We start from the raw sequence: 18,922 nt of genomic DNA, 5'->3' as shown, positions 1-18,922 counted from the left end.
ACCACAGGAGTTTTTAGACGCATGTCTTCCCGCAATAATCCGGCGCGAGTCGCCATCGTGATGGGGTCCAAAAGCGACTGGGCTACCATGCAGTTCGCCGCCGAAATCTTCGAAATGCTGGACGTTCCGCATCATGTTGAAGTCGTCTCCGCTCACCGTACCCCTGATAAACTGTTCAGCTTCGCCGAAAGCGCTGAAGAAAACGGTTATCAGGTGATTATTGCCGGTGCTGGCGGCGCAGCGCATCTGCCGGGCATGATTGCAGCGAAAACGCTGGTCCCCGTGTTAGGCGTTCCGGTGCAAAGCGCAGCGTTGAGCGGCGTAGATAGCCTCTACTCCATTGTTCAAATGCCGCGCGGCATTCCCGTTGGAACACTGGCGATCGGCAAAGCGGGTGCGGCAAATGCGGCCCTGCTGGCAGCACAAATTCTGGCAACACACGACAAAGCATTACATCAGCGTCTGAGCGACTGGCGCAAAGCGCAAACCGATGAGGTACTGGAGAACCCGGACCCGCGAGGTGCGGCATGAAGCAGGTCTGCGTACTCGGTAACGGTCAGTTAGGGCGCATGTTGCGTCAGGCCGGCGAGCCGCTGGGCATTTCGGTCTGGCCCGTCGGACTGGATGCAGAGCCCGCCGCCGTCCCCTTTCAGCAAAGCGTCATTACCGCTGAGATCGAGCGCTGGCCGGAAACCGCACTCACCCGCGAACTGGCGCGCCACCCGGCGTTTGTTAACCGCGACGTTTTCCCGATTATTGCCGACCGTCTCACGCAAAAGCAGCTTTTCGACAAGCTCGGCCTGGCAACTGCGCCGTGGCAACTGTTGGCGGATAAAAGCGAGTGGCCTGCGGTATTCGACAAACTGGGTGCGCTGGCGATCGTCAAGCGTCGCGTCGGCGGCTACGACGGTCGTGGACAGTGGCGTTTACGCGCCAATGAAACCGAACAACTGCCGGATGATTGCTACGGCGAGTGTATCGTCGAGCAGGGAATCAATTTCTCTGGTGAAGTGTCGCTGGTAGGCGCTCGTGCGCACGACGGCAGCACCGTCTTCTATCCGCTGACCCATAACCTGCACCAGGACGGTATTCTGCGCACCAGCGTGGTCTTCCCGCAGGCTAACGCCAGACAGCAGGCACAGGCCGAAGCGATGCTCTCTGCCATCATGCAGGAACTGGGGTATGTCGGCGTGATGGCGATGGAGTGTTTCATCACCCCGGAAGGTCTGTTGATCAACGAACTGGCGCCTCGCGTGCACAACAGCGGGCACTGGACGCAAAACGGCGCCAGCATCAGCCAGTTTGAGCTGCACCTGCGCGCCATTACCAGCCTGCCGTTACCGACCCCGGTGGTGAATAATCCTTCGGTGATGGTAAACCTGATTGGTAGCGACCTGAACTACGACTGGCTGAAGCTGCCGCTGGTGCACCTGCACTGGTATGACAAAGAAGTGCGTGAAGGTCGTAAGGTGGGTCATCTGAACCTGAGCGACAGCGATACTGCACGTCTTAGCGCGACGCTGGAGGCGCTTATCCCCCTGCTGCCGCCGGAATATGCCAGCGGCATTATCTGGGCGCAGTCAAAGCTGAAATAAGCCATTAATGCCGGGGAGTTGATTTTATCCTTCCCCGGCCCCTCTTCTGGCGCGTAAAATCTCCTCCATTGCTGTTTTGTATTTTCAGGACTGAACATGAACGATGGAACGGACTATCGCGCAATTCTGCTCGCCGGTACGCCTTTAATCGATGTACGCGCCCCCGTCGAATTTCAGCAGGGCACAATGCCGGGCGCAATAAACCTTCCCTTAATGAACGATGACGAACGTGCCGCCGTGGGTACCTGTTATAAACGTCAGGGGCCTGAGGCCGCCCTCGCGCTCGGCCATCAACTGGTCTGTGGCGAGACTCGCCAGCAACGCATGAAGGCCTGGCTGAATGCTTGTCGCCAGCACCCAAAAGGATATTTATGCTGCGCGCGCGGCGGCCAGCGCTCGCACATTGTGCAGCAGTGGCTGCACGAGTCCGGTGTTGACTACCCGCTAATACAAGGCGGTTATAAAGCATTGCGTCAGGCGGCGATTCAACTGACTGAAGAGCTGGTGCAAAAACCGATCGTCTTAATTGGCGGCTGTACTGGGAACGGTAAAACGCAGTTGGTGCAACAACAGCCAAACGGTGTGGATCTCGAAGGTCTGGCGCACCATCGCGGTTCCTCGTTTGGTCGCACCGTTGAACCGCAGCTTAGCCAGGCAAGCTTTGAAAACCTGCTGGCGGTCGAAATGCTGAAAACCGACAGCCGTCAGGATCTGCGTCTGTGGGTACTTGAGGACGAAGGCCGCATGATCGGCGCTAATCATCTGCCCGAATGCCTGCGCGAGCGCATGACCCAGGCATCTATTGCGGTGGTGGACGATCCTTTTGAGCTACGGCTGGAGCGCCTGCGCGAAGAGTATTTTATCCGTATGCACCACGATTTCACCCACGTTTATGGCGAGAGTCAGGGCTGGCAGGAGTACTGTGAATATTTGCATCACGGCCTGTTTGCTATCCGCCGCCGTCTGGGTTTACAGCGTTTTGCCGAGCTGACCGCACTGCTCGACGTCGCCCTGCAAGAGCAACAAGCCAACGGCAGTACCGACGCGCATATGGGCTGGCTGGTGCCGTTGCTCAACGAATATTACGACCCGATGTATCGCTATCAACTGGAAAAGAAAGCCGCGAAAATCGTCTTTCGCGGCTCATGGCAGGAGGTGGCTGACTGGCTTAGCGTACAGTAATCAATGTCTGTCGCGCTTGTCTGCGCGTTTCGCCAACCAGTCGCCCAGCACCTGAACGACCTGCACCAGAATAATCAGCGCCACCACGGTGACTACCATGACCTGGGTTTCGTAACGGTAATAACCAAAGCGAATCGCCAGGTCGCCCACCCCACCGCCGCCAACGATACCGGCCATTGCGGAGTAACCGATCAAACTCACCAGCGTTATCGTCAACCCACGCAGCAGACCCGCGCTCGCCTCCGGTAACAGAACGGTGCAGATGATGCGCATCGGGCTGGCGCCAAAGGCTTCCGCCGCCTCGATAATGCCTTTATCGACTTCACGTAGCGCGCTATCAACCAGACGGGCATAGAAAGCAATTGCTGCTACCGAAAGTGGGACCGACGCCGCGATGGGTCCAATGGTATTGCCGAGCAAAAACTGGGTGAGCGGCAACAACAGAACCAGCAGGATCACAAACGGCACCGAACGGATAATATTCACCAGCACGGAGCTGAGCAGATACACAAAACGGTTTTGCCAGAATAAATGCCGATCGGTAACGAAAATAAGAAAACCGAGCGGCAGACCGCCAATAATCGCCAACAGCGTAGAGATGCTCAGCATCTGGAAGGTTTCATTGAACGCCAGCGTCAAATCCGGCAATAAATCATCCACGAATCACCTCCACCTGTGCAGTACGTTGACGAATATGTTCCACGGCGATATCCACCGCAGAAGGGTTATGCGGCGCGGTGAGTTGCACCACCAGAATCCCCAGCGCACGTTCGCCGATATATTCAATTTTGCCGTGCAGAATGTTCACCGCCACGCCAAATTTAACCGCCACGTCTGACAACACCGGCTGTTCTGCCGAATCACCGATGAACAGAATTTTCAGCAACTGACCGGGCAGATGCTGGCGCAGACGGTCGGGTAGCGTCAGATTGAGAGTATGCGACACCAGTTGCTGAGTGAAAGCGTGCTGCGGGTGAGCAAAAACATCAAACACCTCACCAGACTCCACTACCTTGCCACCGGACATCACCGCCACGCGATCGCAAATGGATTTGATCACGTTCATCTCATGGGTGATCAGCACGATCGTGATCCCCAACTGTTGGTTGATCTGCTTAAGCAACGTCAGAATCGTGGCTGACGTTTCCAGATCCAATGCGGAAGTCGGTTCATCACACAGCAACACATCCGGGTGATTAGCAATCGCACGGGCAATACCCACGCGCTGCTTTTGCCCACCGCTGAGCTGAACCGGAAAGCGGTTCGCCTTGTCTGACAGCCCCACCAGCGACAGGATTTCGCTCACGCGCGGGCCAATTTTACTGCGTTCCCATCCGGCAGCCTTCAGGCTAAAGGCGACGTTTTGCGCCACGGTACGGGTATGCATCAGATTAAAATGTTGAAAAATCATCCCTATACGCTGACGGGCTTTACGTAGATGCGCGCCTTCCAGTGCGGAAATTTCTACGCCGTTCACCTTTACGCTTCCCTGGCTCGGACGCGTTAAGGCGTTCAGGGTGCGCAGCAGCGTACTTTTTCCCGCACCGCTGGTTCCAACAATGCCAAATATTTCACCTGCGCCAATGCGCAAGCTGACGTCATCAACCGCCCGGGTTGATGCTCCACGGCCTGCGGCGAAGTCCACGCAAACCTTTTCTATCTCAATCATAGCCACCTCAGAAATGCGAAAAGGGCAGTCGTCGCTGCCCCTGTTAACCCTTGTGCGCAGCGATTATTGGGCTGCCGACATCCATTCCGGTTTCTGGAAGGCGCTGTAGATATTTTTCGGGTCGTCGATCACGGCGCGATATGCCGGAGATTTCACCGCCTCAACAATATCTTTGGCGAACGGTTTATCTGCATCTTCACTGCGTACCGCAATGATATTTTTCAGATTTTCATCCAGATGCTCTTGCTTGATGGCGCTGGCGAGATCCAGTTTTGCCGCCACGGCAAAGTTACCGTTAACCAATGCCCCGGTCACGCCGTCCAGCGTGCGCGGCAGCTGTGCTGCCTCCAGCGGTTTAAACACCAGCCCTTTCGGGTTGCTGGCGATATCGCGCTCAGAGGCTTTAGTCGGGTCGATGTTATCTTTGATGGTGATAAGGCCAATTGACTGCAGGAATCGCAGGCCGCGAGCCAGGTTGGTGGGATCGTTGGAAAGCGTGATCACATCCCCTTTTTTCAACTCATCCAGGCTTTTGATTTTATGTGAGTAAAAACCCATCCCGGCCGTTGGAACCACAATCAGCTTGCTCAGCTTCAGGCCTTTATCGGCGGTGAATTTGTCAAAGTAAAGCGAGTGCTGGAACAGGTTGGCATCAATGCTGCCGTTGGAGAGCGCCATGTTCGGCTGCACGTAGTCGCTGAATTCGCGCACCACGACCTTATAGCCTTTCTCTTTCAGCGTAGGGGCAATGGCTTGTTTTACCATATCGCCGTACGGCCCAGGCGCGACGCCAAATACGATGGTGTGCGGATCACTGTTCGCATGAGCAAATTGTAATCCACAGGCCAGTAACAGCGCCCCGGTCGCGACGCGTAAACTCTGACGCAATCCCATAATCTCTCCATTTTAATGTTGTGATGTCATGTCTCACACCGTTCTTGCGGCGTTGTTGTTGTTAACCTGTTTAACAGGCTGATTGTTAACATGACACAGATCACAACCTGCTGTCCTTGAAATTATTTCATGATGTTGCAGAGTGTGTTTTTAAATGTGAGATGGCATGAAAAAGCCGGATGTCGGCACAAGTGCCTTATCCGGCCTACAACAGCTTTCTTAGGCCCGATAAGCGCATCGGGCATCGGGCGTTTGATTAGAAATCGTAACGCAGACGAACCAGGTTCATATCACCCAGATTGTCGGTGCTGGAGGTGAAGACGTGTTCGTAATCCACACGGAAACCGTAATCCAGCTGGAAGCTGATACCCACACCGTTGTCGGTGCGCAGGTAGTTACGACCATTCACGTATTCAATACGATCGCCCATAAAGTATGGCTGAACGGATTTCAGCGCATACTGACCAACCGGGAAGGTGTAACCCGCGAAGTATTCCAGACCCCAGGCATCACCGGCAAAGTAGTCGTTAACCGAGACTTTTTTGGTGGTCATGAAGTTCTGATACCAGCCGCCGCCCATTGAGAAGGTCCAGTTGTCCGGTTTCCAGCTCAGCGCGGTACCGACGATGTTTTGATCGTAGGTTTTGCTGGTGTTACCACGCATTTCCGCACGGGTGTAGTTCCACGCCGTACCCCAGGTCAGGTCATCGGTAATGTGATAATCCACACCCAGCGAGCCGCCACCTTTACGTTTGTAACGCAGGCCGTTATTCGGGTTGTAGTCATCGCTGAACAGATAAGACGCGTAAAGATCAACATCGCCTACCGTATTTTTATACTTCAGTGACTTACGTGTACGATAGGAACCGTCGTAGTCGCCATTGATACCGTTACCTGGCGCCTGGCCGATCATGTCGTAGTCCCAGATATCCGTTTTCGCACCCACCACATCATAGTAAATGCTGTTCTGTTGACCGAAGGTCAGCGTACCCCAGGTCGCGCTCTTCAGACCGGTGTACAGCATACGACGCGTGGTATCGTTGGCACCGTTAGCATAGTGATTGTCCCAGTTGAACATCGCCGGGAAGTTAACACCCAGCTCGTAGTAGCTCACCCAACTGATGTCATCAAACAGATAGTAGTCAGCGGCGAAGCGGAAACGCGTCCCGCCGTCGAAGCCATTACGTTTGTAGCCATTCTTCCCATCGTCACCAGCCATATTCTGGAACTGCGGACGAATACTCCCGCCGACGGTGAAATTAAGACGGCTCAGCGGATTGCCCGCTTGCGGATCTTGTTTCAGGACCGTGATTTCCGCCTGAGAGGCGAAAGTCGTTAATGCCACTGCTGCGCCGATCGATACTGCCAGCGCCGTTTTTTTTATAGTCATTATTTGTACCTTGATAGATAGCCTGCCAATTATTCAGCATACAAATATTAACGTTTATTAATACACTCGTGTTGTCGGGTTTTTATTGATTTGTGCTGTTAAATATCAAGTAGTTATCAATTTGTGCTACATAGATAAAAAAACGCACCGATTTAAAAAAACCGGTGCGTAATCATCACGAATATGAATTAACTGCTGAACTGACGGAACAACGCTTTGCCTTTAAGAAGACGTGAACCGAGCCATCCGCCGCAGAGAGAGAGCAGCAATGCCCCACAAAGCGGCAACACAACCCACAGCCGCCAGTCTGGCTCCCACGGGAAATCAAACACGTGGGTTTGCAGCACCGCCAGCGCCGTTTCCGCCCCGATGGCCGCCACCAGGCCGGCGACCATCCCGAGCATCGCGAACTCGCACCACAGCGTGGTACGCAGCAGCTTCTTGCCCGCGCCCAGCGTACGCCAGACCACCAGTTCCTGATGACGCTGACGCATCCCCACCTGCACCTGCGCCAATAGCAGCAACATACCGCAGGCGGTAACCAGCACCACCATCACCTCCAGCGCGCGGCTCACCTGCTCCAGCACCTGACTCACCTGTTTGAGGATCGCACCGATATCCAACAGGCTGATGGTTGGGAACTCCCGATTAAGCTGTGTCAGCATGCCGTTGCCGTTCTCCCAACGAAAGCTGGTTAACCAACTTTGCGGCTGCCCGTCCAGCGCACCGGAGGGGAAAATGAAGAAGAAATTCGGTCGCAGGCTTTCCCAGTCCACTTTGCGCAGACTGCTGACTGTGGCGCTGAAATCCTGGGTATCGCCCATAAAGGTCACACGATCGCCAGGCTTTACGTTTAACCGCTTCGCCAGCCCCTCTTCCATCGACACTTCACCCGCTTTTGGCGGCCAGCTTCCGGCGGTAATCGGGTTATGATCCGGCCGGGTATCCTGCCAGGTCAGATTCAATTCACGATTAAGCGCCTCGTCCTGATTACCTTCGGTCGCTTTGTCATTGATTGCCGTCAGACGCGCCCGCACGATGGGATAGAACGACTCAGGGATCACCTGATGCTCAGCAAGGAAAGCCTTCAGCGGAGCCACTTGCTCAGTGGCAATGTTGATCAGAAAATAGTTTGGACTTTCCGGCGGCATTTGCTGCTGCCAGCGGTCGAGGAGATCGCCGCGCAGCACCAGCAACAGCGCCAGCAGCATAAAGGACAGCGAAAATGCCGACAGTTGGCTCAGCGTTGACCACGGCTGGCGCAACAGCCGGCTGACCGCTAAACGTAGCGGTAGCGACGTTAACGTCAGGCCACGCAGTACGTTGAGCAGCATCCAACCCAGCACGCCGCACAGCAGCGCCAGCACCACCGCCCCGGCCAGTACCGCCCACAGCAGCATACTTCCGCCCATCAATCCGGCCAGCAGCGCAACCACAACTATCGTTGCTACGGGCAGATAGACCTTAAGCGGCCAGACGTTTGCCACCACGTCGCGACGCAGTACCCGCAATGGTTGTGTCGCCAGCAGCAGGCGATAAGGGCGTAGCCCCACCAGCAGAGAAATGACGGTCATCGTACCGAGTGCCCACAGCCACGGCCACAGGCTGGCGGGCGGCAGCTCACCGGGCAGAACTGGCTTCAGTAATACCACCAGCACCCGCTCAAATAACAGCCCGAACAGGCCGCCGGTCACGCCAGACAGCGCCAGCACCATCAGCCACTGGCCGATAATCAGCTTGCGCAGCTGCGCCCTACCCGCGCCGAGCGTTTTTAATATCGCCACCAAATCGTAACGGCTACGGCAGTAATGATTCATCGCCACGGCAACGGCAGCAACCGCCAGCAGTAGCGTTAACAGTGCCGACAGCAGCAGGAACTGTTGCGAACGCTGCAGAGATTTCCCCAACGCCCCTTCATCCTGCTCCAGCCCATACCAGCGCTGTTCCGGCTTTAACTGCGGCAGCAGCCATTTTTCATAGGCTTCCAGTTGCTGTGGCGTACCACCAAATTTATAGCGCCAGGTCACCCGGCTTCCCGGCTGGACCGCCGCCGTTTTTTCGACATCCGCCATGTTCATCATCAGGCGCGGCGCTATCTGGAAGGGATTAAAACCGGAATCCGGTTCCTGCGCCACTTCTCCGGCGATGCGCAGGGTGGCATCGCCAACGTCGATGGAATCACCGATTTTTACGTTGAGCAGCGCCATCAGACGCGGGGCCAGCAGCACTGAGCCCGGCTGCGGTTTCAGCCCCGGCGGATTGGTTTGCAGCGTGCCGTACATCGGATACACATCATCCACCGCTTTGACGTTCGCCAGCTGCGGCGTATCCCGGGCAAAGGTCATGGTGGCAAAGGTGAGCTGTTCACCCACCTTCAGACCACGCTGTCGCGCCTCGTCAATCCACGCTTTCGGTACGGCGCGCGAACTTTGCAGCGACCGATCGCCCGCCATAAACTCACGACTTTGCTGGCTCAACCCTTTTTCCATGCGATCGCTGATATTGCCCAGCGCCAGTACGCAGGCCACCGCCAGGCTTAACGCCAGCCAGACAATCAGTAATGAAGGCGAGCGCCATTCGCGCCAGAACCAGCGTGCAATCATGCCTCCTCCTGCAACTGTCCGTTCACCAGGCGTAAACGCCTATCGCAACGCGCCGCCAGCTGCGGGTCATGGGTCACCAGAATCAGGGTGGTACCGTGTTCCCGGTTCAGAGAAAACAGCAGGTCGGCGATTTTGTCTCCGGTCTGCCTGTCCAGATTGCCCGTTGGTTCATCGGCAAACAGCACATCAGGGCGTCCGTTAAACGCCCGCGCCAGCGCTACGCGCTGCTGCTCCCCGCCGGAAAGCTGGGCCGGAAGATGATCAAGGCGTTTTCCCAACCCCAGTTGCTCCAGCAGCGTTTTTGCCCCGTCACGACTTTTCCCGCTGTTTTCGCCGCGTAGCAGCGCGGGCAGCTCAACGTTCTCCAGTGCGTTCAGGGTTGGAATTAACATGAATGACTGGAAGACAAAGCCTACGTGTCGCGTCCGCAGCTGCGCCCGGGCTTCTTCGTCCATGGCGTGCAGCGCCTGCCCCACCAGGCTGACTTCACCGCTGGAGCCATCGTCCAGCCCGGCGAGGATCGCCAGCAGCGTGGATTTCCCCGATCCCGACTCGCCTATCAGCGCAATGGTCTCGGCGCGTTTGACAACCAGTTCAACTCCGGTAAGGATGGATAGCTCATGATCACCCTGACCGACGGATTTCTTAAGATGATGAACTTCAACAATGTTTTCCGCTGGCATTGGCCTTTCCTGTTCCTGGTTCTGTTAACTTTCCGCGCCGCCGCAGCGGACACGTTATTAATTCTGGGTGACAGCCTGAGCGCCGGATACCGTATGTCCGCCAGCGCCGCGTGGCCTGCACTGCTTAATGATAAATGGCACAGCAAAACACCGGTGGTAAATGCCAGTATTAGCGGTGATACCTCGCAGCAGGGTCTGGCCCGCCTACCCGCATTACTCAAGCAGCACCAGCCGCGCTGGGTGCTGGTCGAACTTGGCGGCAACGATGGCCTGCGCGGGTTTGCACCAGCCCAAACTGAACAAACCCTGCGTACCATTTTGCAGGACGTGAAAGCGGCGAATGCCGAACCGCTACTGATGCAAATTCATCTGCCAGCTAACTACGGTCGCCGTTATAATGAAACCTTTAGCGCGATTTATCCCAAGCTTGCCAAAGAGTTTGATATTCCTCTGCTGCCCTTTTTTATGGAAGAGGTCTATCTGAAACCCCAATGGATGCAGGATGATGGTATCCATCCTAATCGTGACGCCCAGCCGTTTATTGCCGACTGGATGGCGAAACAATTGACCCCTTTAGTAAATCACGACTCGTAATTCAACGGAGATCCTGACAGGTAAAGTTATGCAAAAATCGGTCTTAATAACAGGATGTTCCAGCGGAATCGGTCTGGAAAGTGCGCTTGAGCTTAAACGCCAGGGTTTTCGAATTCTGGCTGGCTGCCGCAAACCTGACGATGTCGCGCGCATGAACAGTATGGGATTCACCGGCGTATTGCTGGATCTGGATTCACCCGAAAGCGTGGATCGCGCCGCCAACGAGGTGATCGCCCTGACCGATAATCGTTTGTATGGGATCTTTAACAACGCCGGATACGGCGTCTATGGCCCGCTGTCCACCATTAGCCGCGAGCAAATGGAGCAGCAATTTTCCGCCAACTTCTTTGGCGCACATCAGCTTACCATGCGCCTGTTGCCCGCTATGCTCCCTCACGGCGAAGGACGTATCGTGATGACCTCATCGGTGATGGGATTGATCTCAACGCCGGGACGCGGCGCCTATGCCGCCAGCAAATATGCACTGGAAGCCTGGTCCGACGCGCTGCGTATGGAGCTGCGCCACAGCGGCATTAAGGTCAGCCTGATTGAACCCGGCCCTATTCGCACCCGTTTTACCGAAAACGTCAACCAGACCCAGAGCGATGCTCCCGTGGAAAACCCCGGCATTGCCGCGCGTTTTACGCTGGGACCAGAAGCGGTCGTCGCTAAAGTGCGTCATGCGTTTGAGAGCGACAAACCGAAGCTCCGTTATCCGGTTACGCTGGTGACCTGGGCAGTGATGCTACTTAAACGCCTGTTGCCAGGCCGCATAATGGACAAAATTTTACAGGGTTGAGTTGAAGCACGCGCGTCAGCCCCCATGTAACAAGAAATCGACAAAAGAGAGTAACTCCATGTCCACACAGAATATTGTTAACATTAACGAATCTAACCTGCAGCAGACCCTTGAACAGTCGATGACCACGCCGGTCCTGTTCTATTTCTGGTCTGAGCGCAGCCAGCACTGCCTGCAATTGACGCCGGTACTGGAGAGCCTTGCCGCCCAGTACAACGGCCAGTTTATTCTCGCCAAGCTCGACTGCGACGCCGAGCAGATGATCGCTTCTCAGTTTGGCCTGCGCGCCATCCCTACGGTTTATCTGTTCCAGAACGGTCAGCCAGTGGACGGATTCCAGGGCCCGCAGCCGGAAGAGGTTATCCGCGCGCTGCTGGAAAAAGTGTTGCCGAGCGAAGAAGAGCTGAAAGCGCGTCAGGCAATCGAGTTCATCGAAGCCGGTAATCACGCCGACGCGCTGCCGCTGCTGAAAGAAGCCTGGCAGATCTCCAACCAGAGCAGCGAAATTGGCCTGCTGCTGGCGGAAACGCAAATCGCCCTGAACCGCTCTGACGAAGCCGAAGCGGTGCTGAAAACCATTCCGTTGCAGGATCAGGACACCCGCTATCAGGGGCTGGTGGCGCAGATCGAACTGCTGAAGCAGGCGGCGGATACGCCGGAAATCCAGCAGCTGCAGCAGCAGGTCGCCAGCAATCCACAGGATGCGGCGCTGGCAACTCAACTGGCCATCCAGTTACATCAGGTCGGACGTAACGAGGAATCACTGGAACTGCTGTTCAGCCACCTGAAGAAAGATCTCACTGCTGCCGACGGTCAGGCACGTAAGACCTTCCAGGAGATCCTTGCCGCACTCGGAACCGGCGATGCGCTGGCCTCAAAATACCGCCGCCAGCTGTACGCACTGTTGTACTAATCTGCCGCATTTGCCGGATAGCGCTAGCCGCCATCCGGCATCACATCACGTCTTCTTCAAATGCGTTACGACTAATTGGTGGCGCGAATTGTAGAATTTCCGATAGGTCAGGTAGCAGGCGATAATGGTTGACAGGCTGGCGGTAGAAAGCAGCATAAACGTCACCATAATCTGATACTTAATCGCTTTTACTGGATCAATACCCGCGAAGATCAACCCGGACATCATCCCCGGTAAACTCACCAGCCCTACCGTTTTAGCAGAGTCGATCGTTGGGATCAGCGAGGCGCGAATGCTGTCGCGAATCAGCGCCGCGGAGGCCACTTTCGGCGTCGCGCCGAGGCTGAGTTTTTCCTGAATTTGCTGCTGTTCGCTGTTAAACCGCTGCCCCAGATTGTTGTAACACAGTCCCACCGCCACCATCGCATTGCCTGCAATCATGCCGGAGATCGGGATGACCTGCATCGGCGTGAACTCGATAGAACCAGACAAAACCAGCACCGCCAGCGTTAATCCCGCCCCCACCGTGATAGCGATAAACGACGAGAGGAAAGCTTTATCAATATATTTACTGCGCTTTTGTGCGTTATAAGCCGCGTTAAAGCAGATAAACAGCACCATCAGTAAGGTCAGAATGCTGTGGTTAACGCCAAAAATATATTTCAGCACATAGCCGACGATAATCAGCTGAACCACTGCCCGGCAAACGCTCCAGAGAATATCTTTCTCCAGCGCCAGTTTTTCTTTGTGGCTAATCAGGATCGCCACCACCACCAGCATCATCGCTAATGCCAGGGACTCATTGGTAATATTATGCTCGTTCATTGCGTGCTTCCTGCATTTCTCCGGCGTGCGGTTGAAGGGTTATGACATTATCCGCATGCGTAATTTCATCTTTGTCGTGCGTCACCCACAGCACCGCAATATTCTTATCGCGAACATAGTGGTGAATTAATTCGTTCACATTACGTTTATTAGCCTCATCCAGCGCGCTGGTGATTTCATCAAGCAGCAGGATTTTGGGCAGAAACTGCAAATTACGAATTAGCGAGACGCGCTGCTTTTCGCCACCGGACAACTCATTGATGCTTTTTTTGAGGATCGTCTCAGGGAGCTCAAAACGGGCCAGATCGATCAGAAAAGCATCCGGCTCCGGACTTTTGTTACGGATTTGCCAGGGGAAAATGAGGTTGTCGTAAACGGTGTCACCAAACAAAGCGGGCGTTTGCGCGCAATAAGAGACCTGCTGGCGATACGTTTCCGGCTTGAGGGTATTTATCTCCTTGCCTTCAAAGAGAATTTCACCGGCTGTCGGACTCATTAATGACGCCACAATCTTGAGTAACGTACTTTTCCCGCAGCCGGACTGGCCGGTAATCAGCTTAAATTCTCCGGCGCGGAGATCAAAACAGATGTTATTGAGAACCTGCGTCTCCCCTGCCTGCCATGCGACATTTTTTAACTGAAGCAGAATGCTGCTTTCTTCCATTACATATCCCTTTTTTACCTCTTTCATGCAGACAGTCTATACCCAAAATAATTCGAGTTGCATGAAGGCGGCAAGTGAGCGACAAATTCGTCAGGAACGAATTTGACCAGCTTAAGGCTGGCCTCCGGTGAGGGACATGGATGTCCCTCATTAATCTCCAGGAGCATAGCTAACTATGTGACTGGGGTGAGCTAACGTAGCTAACGCACATGCAACTTGAAGTATGAAGGGTATATGCCTGTAATTTATTATAAGGGAACCCCCCTTGATTAATCGGGTATAATTTGATTAATGAGGCAGTAAAGGACAGCACAACAGGAGGTTTCATCAATGCTCATTTTTATTCCTATTCTTATTTTTGTCGCGCTGGTCATCGTCGGCGCTGGCGTCAAAATCGTCCCGCAGGGATATCAGTGGACGGTAGAGCGTTTTGGCCGTTACACCAAAACCCTGCAACCGGGTTTAAGCCTTGTTGTGCCGTTCATGGACCGCATTGGTCGTAAGATCAACATGATGGAACAGGTGCTTGATATCCCTTCTCAGGAAGTCATCTCCAAAGATAACGCCAACGTCGCCATTGATGCCGTGTGCTTTATTCAGGTGATCGACGCGCCGAAAGCGGCCTATGAAGTTAGCAACCTGGAACTGGCGATTATCAACCTGACCATGACCAACATTCGTACCGTTCTCGGTTCGATGGAACTCGATGAAATGCTCTCCCAGCGCGACAACATCAACACGCGCCTGCTGCATATTGTTGATGAAGCCACGAATCCCTGGGGCATCAAAATCACCCGTATCGAGATCCGCGACGTGCGTCCTCCGGCAGAACTTATCGACGCGATGAACGCGCAGATGAAAGCCGAACGTACCAAGCGCGCCTACATTCTTGAAGCCGAAGGGATCCGTCAGGCAGAAATCGTCAAGGCCGAAGGTGAGAAGCAGTCGAAGATCCTTAAAGCGGAAGGTGAACGCCAGTCCGCGTTTTTACAGGCTGAAGCGCGTGAACGTTCAGCAGAAGCCGAAGCTCGCGCAACGCAGATGGTGTCTGAGGCCATTGCCGCCGGGGATATTCAGGCCGTGAACTACTTCGTGGCGCAGAAATACACCGAAGCGCTGCAGCATATCGGCTCGTCAAATAACAGCAAAGTGGTGATGATGCCGCTGGATGCCAGCAGCCTGATGGGCTCCATTGCCGGGATTGCCGAACTGGTTAAGGACAGCGCCAGCGAGCGGAAAAAATCATGATAGCGATGATTCTGGTGCATCCGCACATCTTCTGGCTCAGCCTCGGCGGTTTGCTACTCGCCGCCGAGATGCTGGGCGGTAACGGCTATCTGCTGTGGAGCGGCGTAGCGGCGGTAATTACCGGCCTGGTGGTGTGGCTGGTCCCGCTTGACTGGGCGTGGCAGGGGGCGATGTTCGCCGCCCTCACCCTGCTGGCGGCGTGGCTGTGGTGGAAATGGCTGGCAAGGCGCGTTCAGGAGCAGAAACCCGCCGACAGCCATCTTAACCAACGCGGGCAGCAGCTGGTTGGCCGTCGATTTATTCTGGACACTGGCCTGGTCAATGGCCGTGGACATATGCGCGTCGGCGATAGCTCATGGCCCGTCAGCGCCCGCGACGATTTGAGCGCCGGAACGCAGGTTGAAGTCATAGCCGTTGAAGGGATAACCCTGATTATTAAAGCGGTATCACACTAAAAAGACAGGAAATAAGACTATGGTCAGGAAGACACCCCTTGCCTTTGCCCTTTGCACATTACTGACCGCCGCCCCGCAGGCATTCGCCTCTTTCGATATGGAAGACTGCAAATGGAGCGACGACAGCTGCCTGCTGAAAGGCACGCCGACCTTTAATCCGGAAAACGACAGCCGCGATAACCTGCTGCGGCTGCTGAGCCAGGAAAAATCATTTGCTCTGCCGGTGCAATCAATGCCAGCGGATATCACCCGCTCCCGGGATTTCTATTTTGCCTATCATCCGCAGTGGGATGACGTTGCCCCGCCGCCAGCCGCTACTCCAGTATCCGGCGAAAACAGCCCACTCTCCCGACAGATGGCCGAACTGAACATTAGCGCAGACGAAATAAACGTCAACGACGCTGAGCTTGAGAACCGTCATGTTTCGAATAACACCGGGAGCGTCAGCGCATTTTTTGCCGCACTGCTGGCCGACCCGACGTTAACGACGGAACAGCGCCAGGCCTTAGCCCAGGCGCGTACGGGGCTGCTATCCGGGGCAACCCGCGAGCAAATTGAGTCTTCGCTTGCCACACTCCCGGCTGATTCGCCCGCTCAGTCCTATAAAAATTATCTGGCCGCGGCCGCCAGTTTCTATGCCGGTGATTATGCCAGCGCCGAACGGGATTTTACTCAGCTTGCCAAAAGTGAGCGTCCGTGGCTAGCAGAGACCGCGCAATACATGCTGATGCGTGCGGCGTTGAACAAGAGCAGCCAGAACAGCGTGGGCGAATACGGCGATTTTGATATTGCAAAAATTAACCGCGAGGACGCGACTCAGGCTCAGACGCAGGCGCAAGCCTATCTGCAACGTTACCCGCAAGGCCTGTATGCCGACTCCGCGCGCGGTATGCTGCGTCGCATCAACTGGTATTTACAGGCGTGGCCGCAGCTGGCCGGGTTGTATGAGCAGACGCTCCAGCAGTCGACTGACGCTCGGCAACTGCGTGAAATTGTCATCGAATACGATAATGTCTACGGTATGGCGTTCTACGAACAGTCCGTGGTAGAAGCATTCCCGGACGCGCCGCTGGTCAGCTATATCGAACTGCTGCGCGCGCTGCGTCTGGATAACAACAGTAAACCCACGCTGACCCAGGCGCAGCTCGATGCCAGCAAACCGGTGTTTGAGCAGAGCCAAAAATTGCCGCTATGGCGCGATCTGCAACTGAACCTGTGGCTGGCGACGGAGAACTACGCGGCGATTATTCAGGCCGTTACGCCAGCGCAGAAACTTGCCGCTCACGATACGCTCGCCTTCAGTGAACAGGTACTGTACGGCGAAGCGCTGATGGGCCAGAAGAACTGGCGCGCGGCGCGTGATTTCTGGCAGCAGTTGCTAAAACTCAGCCAGGACAACGAACAGCAGCAGTATGTACAGGCTAAGCTCGCCGCAACGCTGGTTTATAGCGGCGACGTGGCAGCGGTTTTTGCCCCAGAAAGCGCAGTCACCAACCTGCGTTTTCGCTCGCAGATACTTAAAACACAGGCCTCGCCTGAACTGCTGCGCCAGCAGGCCGTCCATGGACCTAACAATGAAGAGCGTACCATCGCCCTGCATACGCTGCTGGTACGCGATCTTACCGAAAACCGCTTTGGCGACTGGTTGAATGACAGAAAGCTGGCCAGCGCCATTACCCCACCGGTTATTGGCGACGCGTTTGCTGACGTTAATCTGAGTATTTTCGACTGGAATGGCGATGCCGCTCAAGCCGGTTACACCTGTCGCAGCCTCAATGAAACGGTAACGGTATTGAGCAAAAAAGCGGATGATGCCCACGCGCTGAACTGCTTAGGCGAATTCTTCCGCACCACGCAAACCCACGTTGATTTGTGGAAAAACAGCGCCGGTAACGATGTACTTGAATCAGCAATCTCGCGCAAGGAGCCGTTCGGCCAGTTCGACAGGAAAAGCTACTATCAGCAGGTAATCACTTCGCCAAAAGCAGAGGTTGAAGACAAGAGCTTCGCGCTGTATCGCGCCATCATGTGCTATGCGCCGTCAGGTTCTAACGAGTGCGGCGGTGAGGAAGTGGATAAACTGCAGCGTAAAGGCTGGTTCACCCAACTGAAAACGCAATATCCGGGAAGTCCGTGGGCGCAAAAACTCAAATACTACTGGTAACCGCGCTGCTGGTCGGACAGGCACAGGCGGCGGATATCGTCGCCGCCCGTGAACATCCGGCCTTCTGGCTGTGGTCCGGCGTGAAGGCCAGTGATGAGCTGAAAGACGCACAAACGGTCTATCTGCATCAGGGTGAGGTGCTGATTCGTTCGGGTAACGTGGTTTTCCAGCGTCTCGGGCTGCCGGTCAGCCGCCTGTCTTTTCCCTCAATCTGGCTGACCGTGCGCTTTACCACGCTCGACGTACCGGAGGCGATCCCGGCTCGCATCATAAGATTGATGCAACGCTGGCAGACCGCCGGGAATCACGTGGTCGGCCTGCAGGTTGATTTTGACGCGGCGACCCATCAGCTTGCCGATTACGCCCGCTTTCTGCAGCAATTACGCCAACAGCTACCGGCCGAGTTTGCACTTGGCGTGACTGGACTTCTGGATTGGGCAAAAACGGGCGACGTCGCCACGCTGAATGCGCTGGCGGTCGATGAACTGGTGGTCCAGAGCTATCAGGGCCGTCATACGGTAACGAATTATCAGGCGTATCTGCCTGCACTCAGTCGTCTGCTCATTCCGTTTAAGCTGGGGCTGATGCAAAACGGTAGCCGGGACCCGCAGGCTGAAGCGCAGCTTGAGAAATCCCCGTGGTACCGCGGCACGGTGGTATTTATGCTTAATCCCCCTCGCCGTTAAGCCTTTGCTTTATGGTGGCAGCAGCCGGCGAGGTTATCGATTATCGGGCATTCGGCGCTGTCATCGCCAGGGCAACTCTCCGCCAGTGCCAGCAAATGCAAGCGCATGGCCTGCAGCTCGCTGATATGCCGCTCAATGTCCGCGACCTTTTCTAAGGTACGCTTTTTCACATCTGCGCTATGACGCGCCGGATCGTTAAACAGATTCACCAGTTCGCCGCACTCTTCGAGATTAAAACCCACCTGGCGTGCCTGGCGCAGCAGCGTCAGTTCATTCAGATGCTGTTGGTTGTATGTGCGATAACCATTTTCGCTACGCAGCGGCGGCGTCACTAAGCCTTTTTCTTCATAAAAACGTATCGCTTTGCTGGTCAAACCGGTTCTTTTCGCAACATCGCTAATATTCACATTTCCCCCGCGGATTTTGTTGGTACTGAGCCCCATTATAGCCCAGATTGTCGTAATGATTTACCCGAGAACTCTGCACATTTTCCACCATCACCGCGATGCACAAATCCTTTTAATTCACATTGTTATATCCGATTCAGATCACATTTAT

The 18,922-nt window shown here is 55.1% G+C and carries 19 protein-coding genes; 10 read left to right on the top strand and 9 right to left on the bottom strand.

The features are described 5' to 3' along the window. Positions 1–21: 21 nt before the first annotated feature. The 3 genes from purE to mnmH all read left to right on the top strand — a co-directional run bounded on the left by purE (position 22) and on the right by mnmH (position 2,777). On the top strand, positions 22–531 hold the full coding sequence (gene purE, locus JTI85_RS06750) for a 5-(carboxyamino)imidazole ribonucleotide mutase (RefSeq protein WP_005125240.1): 510 nt from the start codon (positions 22–24) through the stop codon (positions 529–531). Continuing rightward, positions 528–1,595, top strand: coding sequence for a 5-(carboxyamino)imidazole ribonucleotide synthase (gene purK, locus JTI85_RS06745; RefSeq protein ID WP_219352314.1), 1,068 nt, complete (start codon positions 528–530; stop codon positions 1,593–1,595). The genes purE and purK overlap by 4 nt, the downstream gene beginning before the upstream one ends. 96 nt (positions 1,596–1,691) lie before the next feature. Next, positions 1,692–2,777 carry a tRNA 2-selenouridine(34) synthase MnmH gene (mnmH, locus tag JTI85_RS06740; RefSeq protein ID WP_219352312.1) on the top strand — a complete coding sequence of 362 codons (1,086 nt, stop codon included), beginning with the start codon at positions 1,692–1,694 and terminating at the stop codon, positions 2,775–2,777. Here mnmH and JTI85_RS06735 read toward each other — a convergent pair whose 3' ends face one another. The 6 genes from JTI85_RS06735 to ybbA all read right to left on the bottom strand — a co-directional run bounded on the left by JTI85_RS06735 (position 2,778) and on the right by ybbA (position 10,016). Next, a complete protein-coding gene (locus tag JTI85_RS06735) occupies positions 2,778–3,437 on the bottom strand; it encodes a methionine ABC transporter permease (RefSeq protein ID WP_048212383.1) in 660 nt (219 codons plus the stop codon). Continuing rightward, entirely contained in the window at positions 3,430–4,446 is a 1,017-nt protein-coding gene (sfbB, locus tag JTI85_RS06730; RefSeq protein ID WP_219352310.1) for a virulence-associated ABC transporter ATP-binding protein SfbB, read from the bottom strand. The genes JTI85_RS06735 and sfbB overlap by 8 nt, the downstream gene beginning before the upstream one ends. A 63-nt stretch (positions 4,447–4,509) precedes the next feature. Next, entirely contained in the window at positions 4,510–5,340 is an 831-nt protein-coding gene (locus JTI85_RS06725; protein ID WP_040232652.1) for a MetQ/NlpA family ABC transporter substrate-binding protein, read from the bottom strand. Positions 5,341–5,596: 256 nt separating this feature from the next. After that, positions 5,597–6,730, bottom strand: coding sequence for a porin (locus JTI85_RS06720; protein WP_048212385.1), 1,134 nt, complete (start codon positions 6,728–6,730; stop codon positions 5,597–5,599). A gap of 188 nt (positions 6,731–6,918) precedes the next feature. Beyond that, complete coding sequence (ybbP, locus tag JTI85_RS06715) at positions 6,919–9,333, bottom strand: putative ABC transporter permease subunit YbbP (protein WP_137364674.1); 2,415 nt, start codon at positions 9,331–9,333, stop codon at positions 6,919–6,921. Further along, positions 9,330–10,016 (bottom strand): putative ABC transporter ATP-binding protein YbbA, encoded by a 687-nt coding sequence (gene ybbA / locus JTI85_RS06710; RefSeq protein ID WP_219352309.1) that lies wholly within the window; start codon positions 10,014–10,016, stop codon positions 9,330–9,332. The genes ybbP and ybbA overlap by 4 nt, the downstream gene beginning before the upstream one ends. Between ybbA and tesA the strand changes: the two genes are divergently transcribed. Genes tesA through JTI85_RS06695 form a run of 3 tightly spaced genes read left to right on the top strand, consistent with a single transcriptional unit; the run spans position 9,984 to position 12,322 of the window. Next, positions 9,984–10,610 (top strand): multifunctional acyl-CoA thioesterase I/protease I/lysophospholipase L1, encoded by a 627-nt coding sequence (gene tesA / locus JTI85_RS06705; protein ID WP_101741825.1) that lies wholly within the window; start codon positions 9,984–9,986, stop codon positions 10,608–10,610. The genes ybbA and tesA overlap by 33 nt on opposite strands. Positions 10,611–10,638: 28 nt before the next feature. Beyond that, a complete protein-coding gene (locus JTI85_RS06700) occupies positions 10,639–11,409 on the top strand; it encodes an SDR family oxidoreductase (RefSeq protein ID WP_172743038.1) in 771 nt (256 codons plus the stop codon). 58 nt (positions 11,410–11,467) lie between these two features. Continuing rightward, a complete protein-coding gene (locus JTI85_RS06695; RefSeq protein ID WP_080625608.1) occupies positions 11,468–12,322 on the top strand; it encodes a co-chaperone YbbN in 855 nt (284 codons plus the stop codon). A gap of 45 nt (positions 12,323–12,367) precedes the next feature. Here the strand turns inward: JTI85_RS06695 and fetB are convergent, their stop codons facing one another. Continuing rightward, positions 12,368–13,147 (bottom strand): iron export ABC transporter permease subunit FetB, encoded by a 780-nt coding sequence (gene fetB / locus JTI85_RS06690; RefSeq protein ID WP_016149725.1) that lies wholly within the window; start codon positions 13,145–13,147, stop codon positions 12,368–12,370. Continuing rightward, a complete protein-coding gene (fetA, locus tag JTI85_RS06685; protein WP_219352306.1) occupies positions 13,134–13,811 on the bottom strand; it encodes an iron ABC transporter ATP-binding protein FetA in 678 nt (225 codons plus the stop codon). The genes fetB and fetA overlap by 14 nt, the downstream gene beginning before the upstream one ends. Positions 13,812–14,141: 330 nt before the next feature. Between fetA and JTI85_RS06680 the strand changes: the two genes are divergently transcribed. From JTI85_RS06680 to JTI85_RS06665, 4 genes are read left to right on the top strand one after another with little or no spacing between them, the layout of a single operon-like run. Continuing rightward, the gene (locus JTI85_RS06680) at positions 14,142–15,059 is read left to right on the top strand and encodes an SPFH domain-containing protein (protein WP_003021835.1); all 918 of its coding nucleotides are present in this window, start codon (positions 14,142–14,144) and stop codon (positions 15,057–15,059) included. Continuing rightward, on the top strand, positions 15,056–15,514 hold the full coding sequence (locus tag JTI85_RS06675; protein ID WP_061067452.1) for an NfeD family protein: 459 nt from the start codon (positions 15,056–15,058) through the stop codon (positions 15,512–15,514). The genes JTI85_RS06680 and JTI85_RS06675 overlap by 4 nt, the downstream gene beginning before the upstream one ends. A 19-nt stretch (positions 15,515–15,533) precedes the next feature. Then, the gene (locus JTI85_RS06670; protein WP_219352304.1) at positions 15,534–17,678 is read left to right on the top strand and encodes a hypothetical protein; all 2,145 of its coding nucleotides are present in this window, start codon (positions 15,534–15,536) and stop codon (positions 17,676–17,678) included. Next, entirely contained in the window at positions 17,648–18,364 is a 717-nt protein-coding gene (locus tag JTI85_RS06665) for a DUF3142 domain-containing protein (protein ID WP_219352302.1), read from the top strand. Before JTI85_RS06670 ends, JTI85_RS06665 begins: the two co-directional genes overlap by 31 nt. On the opposite strand, the gene cueR is transcribed toward JTI85_RS06665, so the two are convergent. After that, complete coding sequence (cueR, locus tag JTI85_RS06660; RefSeq protein WP_219352300.1) at positions 18,361–18,771, bottom strand: Cu(I)-responsive transcriptional regulator; 411 nt, start codon at positions 18,769–18,771, stop codon at positions 18,361–18,363. The genes JTI85_RS06665 and cueR overlap by 4 nt on opposite strands. Between the last annotated feature and the right edge of the window lie 151 nt (positions 18,772–18,922).

The organism is Citrobacter sp. Colony219, assembly GCF_019382635.1.
GTDB classification, from domain to species: domain Bacteria; phylum Pseudomonadota; class Gammaproteobacteria; order Enterobacterales; family Enterobacteriaceae; genus Citrobacter; species Citrobacter youngae.
The sequence above is the reverse complement of the archived record's forward strand: the minus strand, read 5'-3'. Positions and strand labels throughout refer to the sequence as shown.

Coding starts and splice junctions, on each gene's coding strand:
- purE (WP_005125240.1), top strand. CDS start 22: ATGTCTTCCCGCAATAATCCGGCGCGAGTCGCCATCGTGATGGGGTCC.
- purK (WP_219352314.1), top strand. CDS start 528: ATGAAGCAGGTCTGCGTACTCGGTAACGGTCAGTTAGGGCGCATGTTG.
- mnmH (WP_219352312.1), top strand. CDS start 1,692: ATGAACGATGGAACGGACTATCGCGCAATTCTGCTCGCCGGTACGCCT.
- sfbB (WP_219352310.1), bottom strand. CDS start 4,446: ATGATTGAGATAGAAAAGGTTTGCGTGGACTTCGCCGCAGGCCGTGGA.
- JTI85_RS06725 (WP_040232652.1), bottom strand. CDS start 5,340: ATGGGATTGCGTCAGAGTTTACGCGTCGCGACCGGGGCGCTGTTACTG.
- JTI85_RS06720 (WP_048212385.1), bottom strand. CDS start 6,730: ATGACTATAAAAAAAACGGCGCTGGCAGTATCGATCGGCGCAGCAGTG.
- ybbP (WP_137364674.1), bottom strand. CDS start 9,333: ATGATTGCACGCTGGTTCTGGCGCGAATGGCGCTCGCCTTCATTACTG.
- tesA (WP_101741825.1), top strand. CDS start 9,984: ATGATGAACTTCAACAATGTTTTCCGCTGGCATTGGCCTTTCCTGTTC.
- ybbA (WP_219352309.1), bottom strand. CDS start 10,016: ATGCCAGCGGAAAACATTGTTGAAGTTCATCATCTTAAGAAATCCGTC.
- JTI85_RS06700 (WP_172743038.1), top strand. CDS start 10,639: ATGCAAAAATCGGTCTTAATAACAGGATGTTCCAGCGGAATCGGTCTG.
- JTI85_RS06695 (WP_080625608.1), top strand. CDS start 11,468: ATGTCCACACAGAATATTGTTAACATTAACGAATCTAACCTGCAGCAG.
- fetB (WP_016149725.1), bottom strand. CDS start 13,147: ATGAACGAGCATAATATTACCAATGAGTCCCTGGCATTAGCGATGATG.
- fetA (WP_219352306.1), bottom strand. CDS start 13,811: ATGGAAGAAAGCAGCATTCTGCTTCAGTTAAAAAATGTCGCATGGCAG.
- JTI85_RS06680 (WP_003021835.1), top strand. CDS start 14,142: ATGCTCATTTTTATTCCTATTCTTATTTTTGTCGCGCTGGTCATCGTC.
- JTI85_RS06675 (WP_061067452.1), top strand. CDS start 15,056: ATGATAGCGATGATTCTGGTGCATCCGCACATCTTCTGGCTCAGCCTC.
- JTI85_RS06670 (WP_219352304.1), top strand. CDS start 15,534: ATGGTCAGGAAGACACCCCTTGCCTTTGCCCTTTGCACATTACTGACC.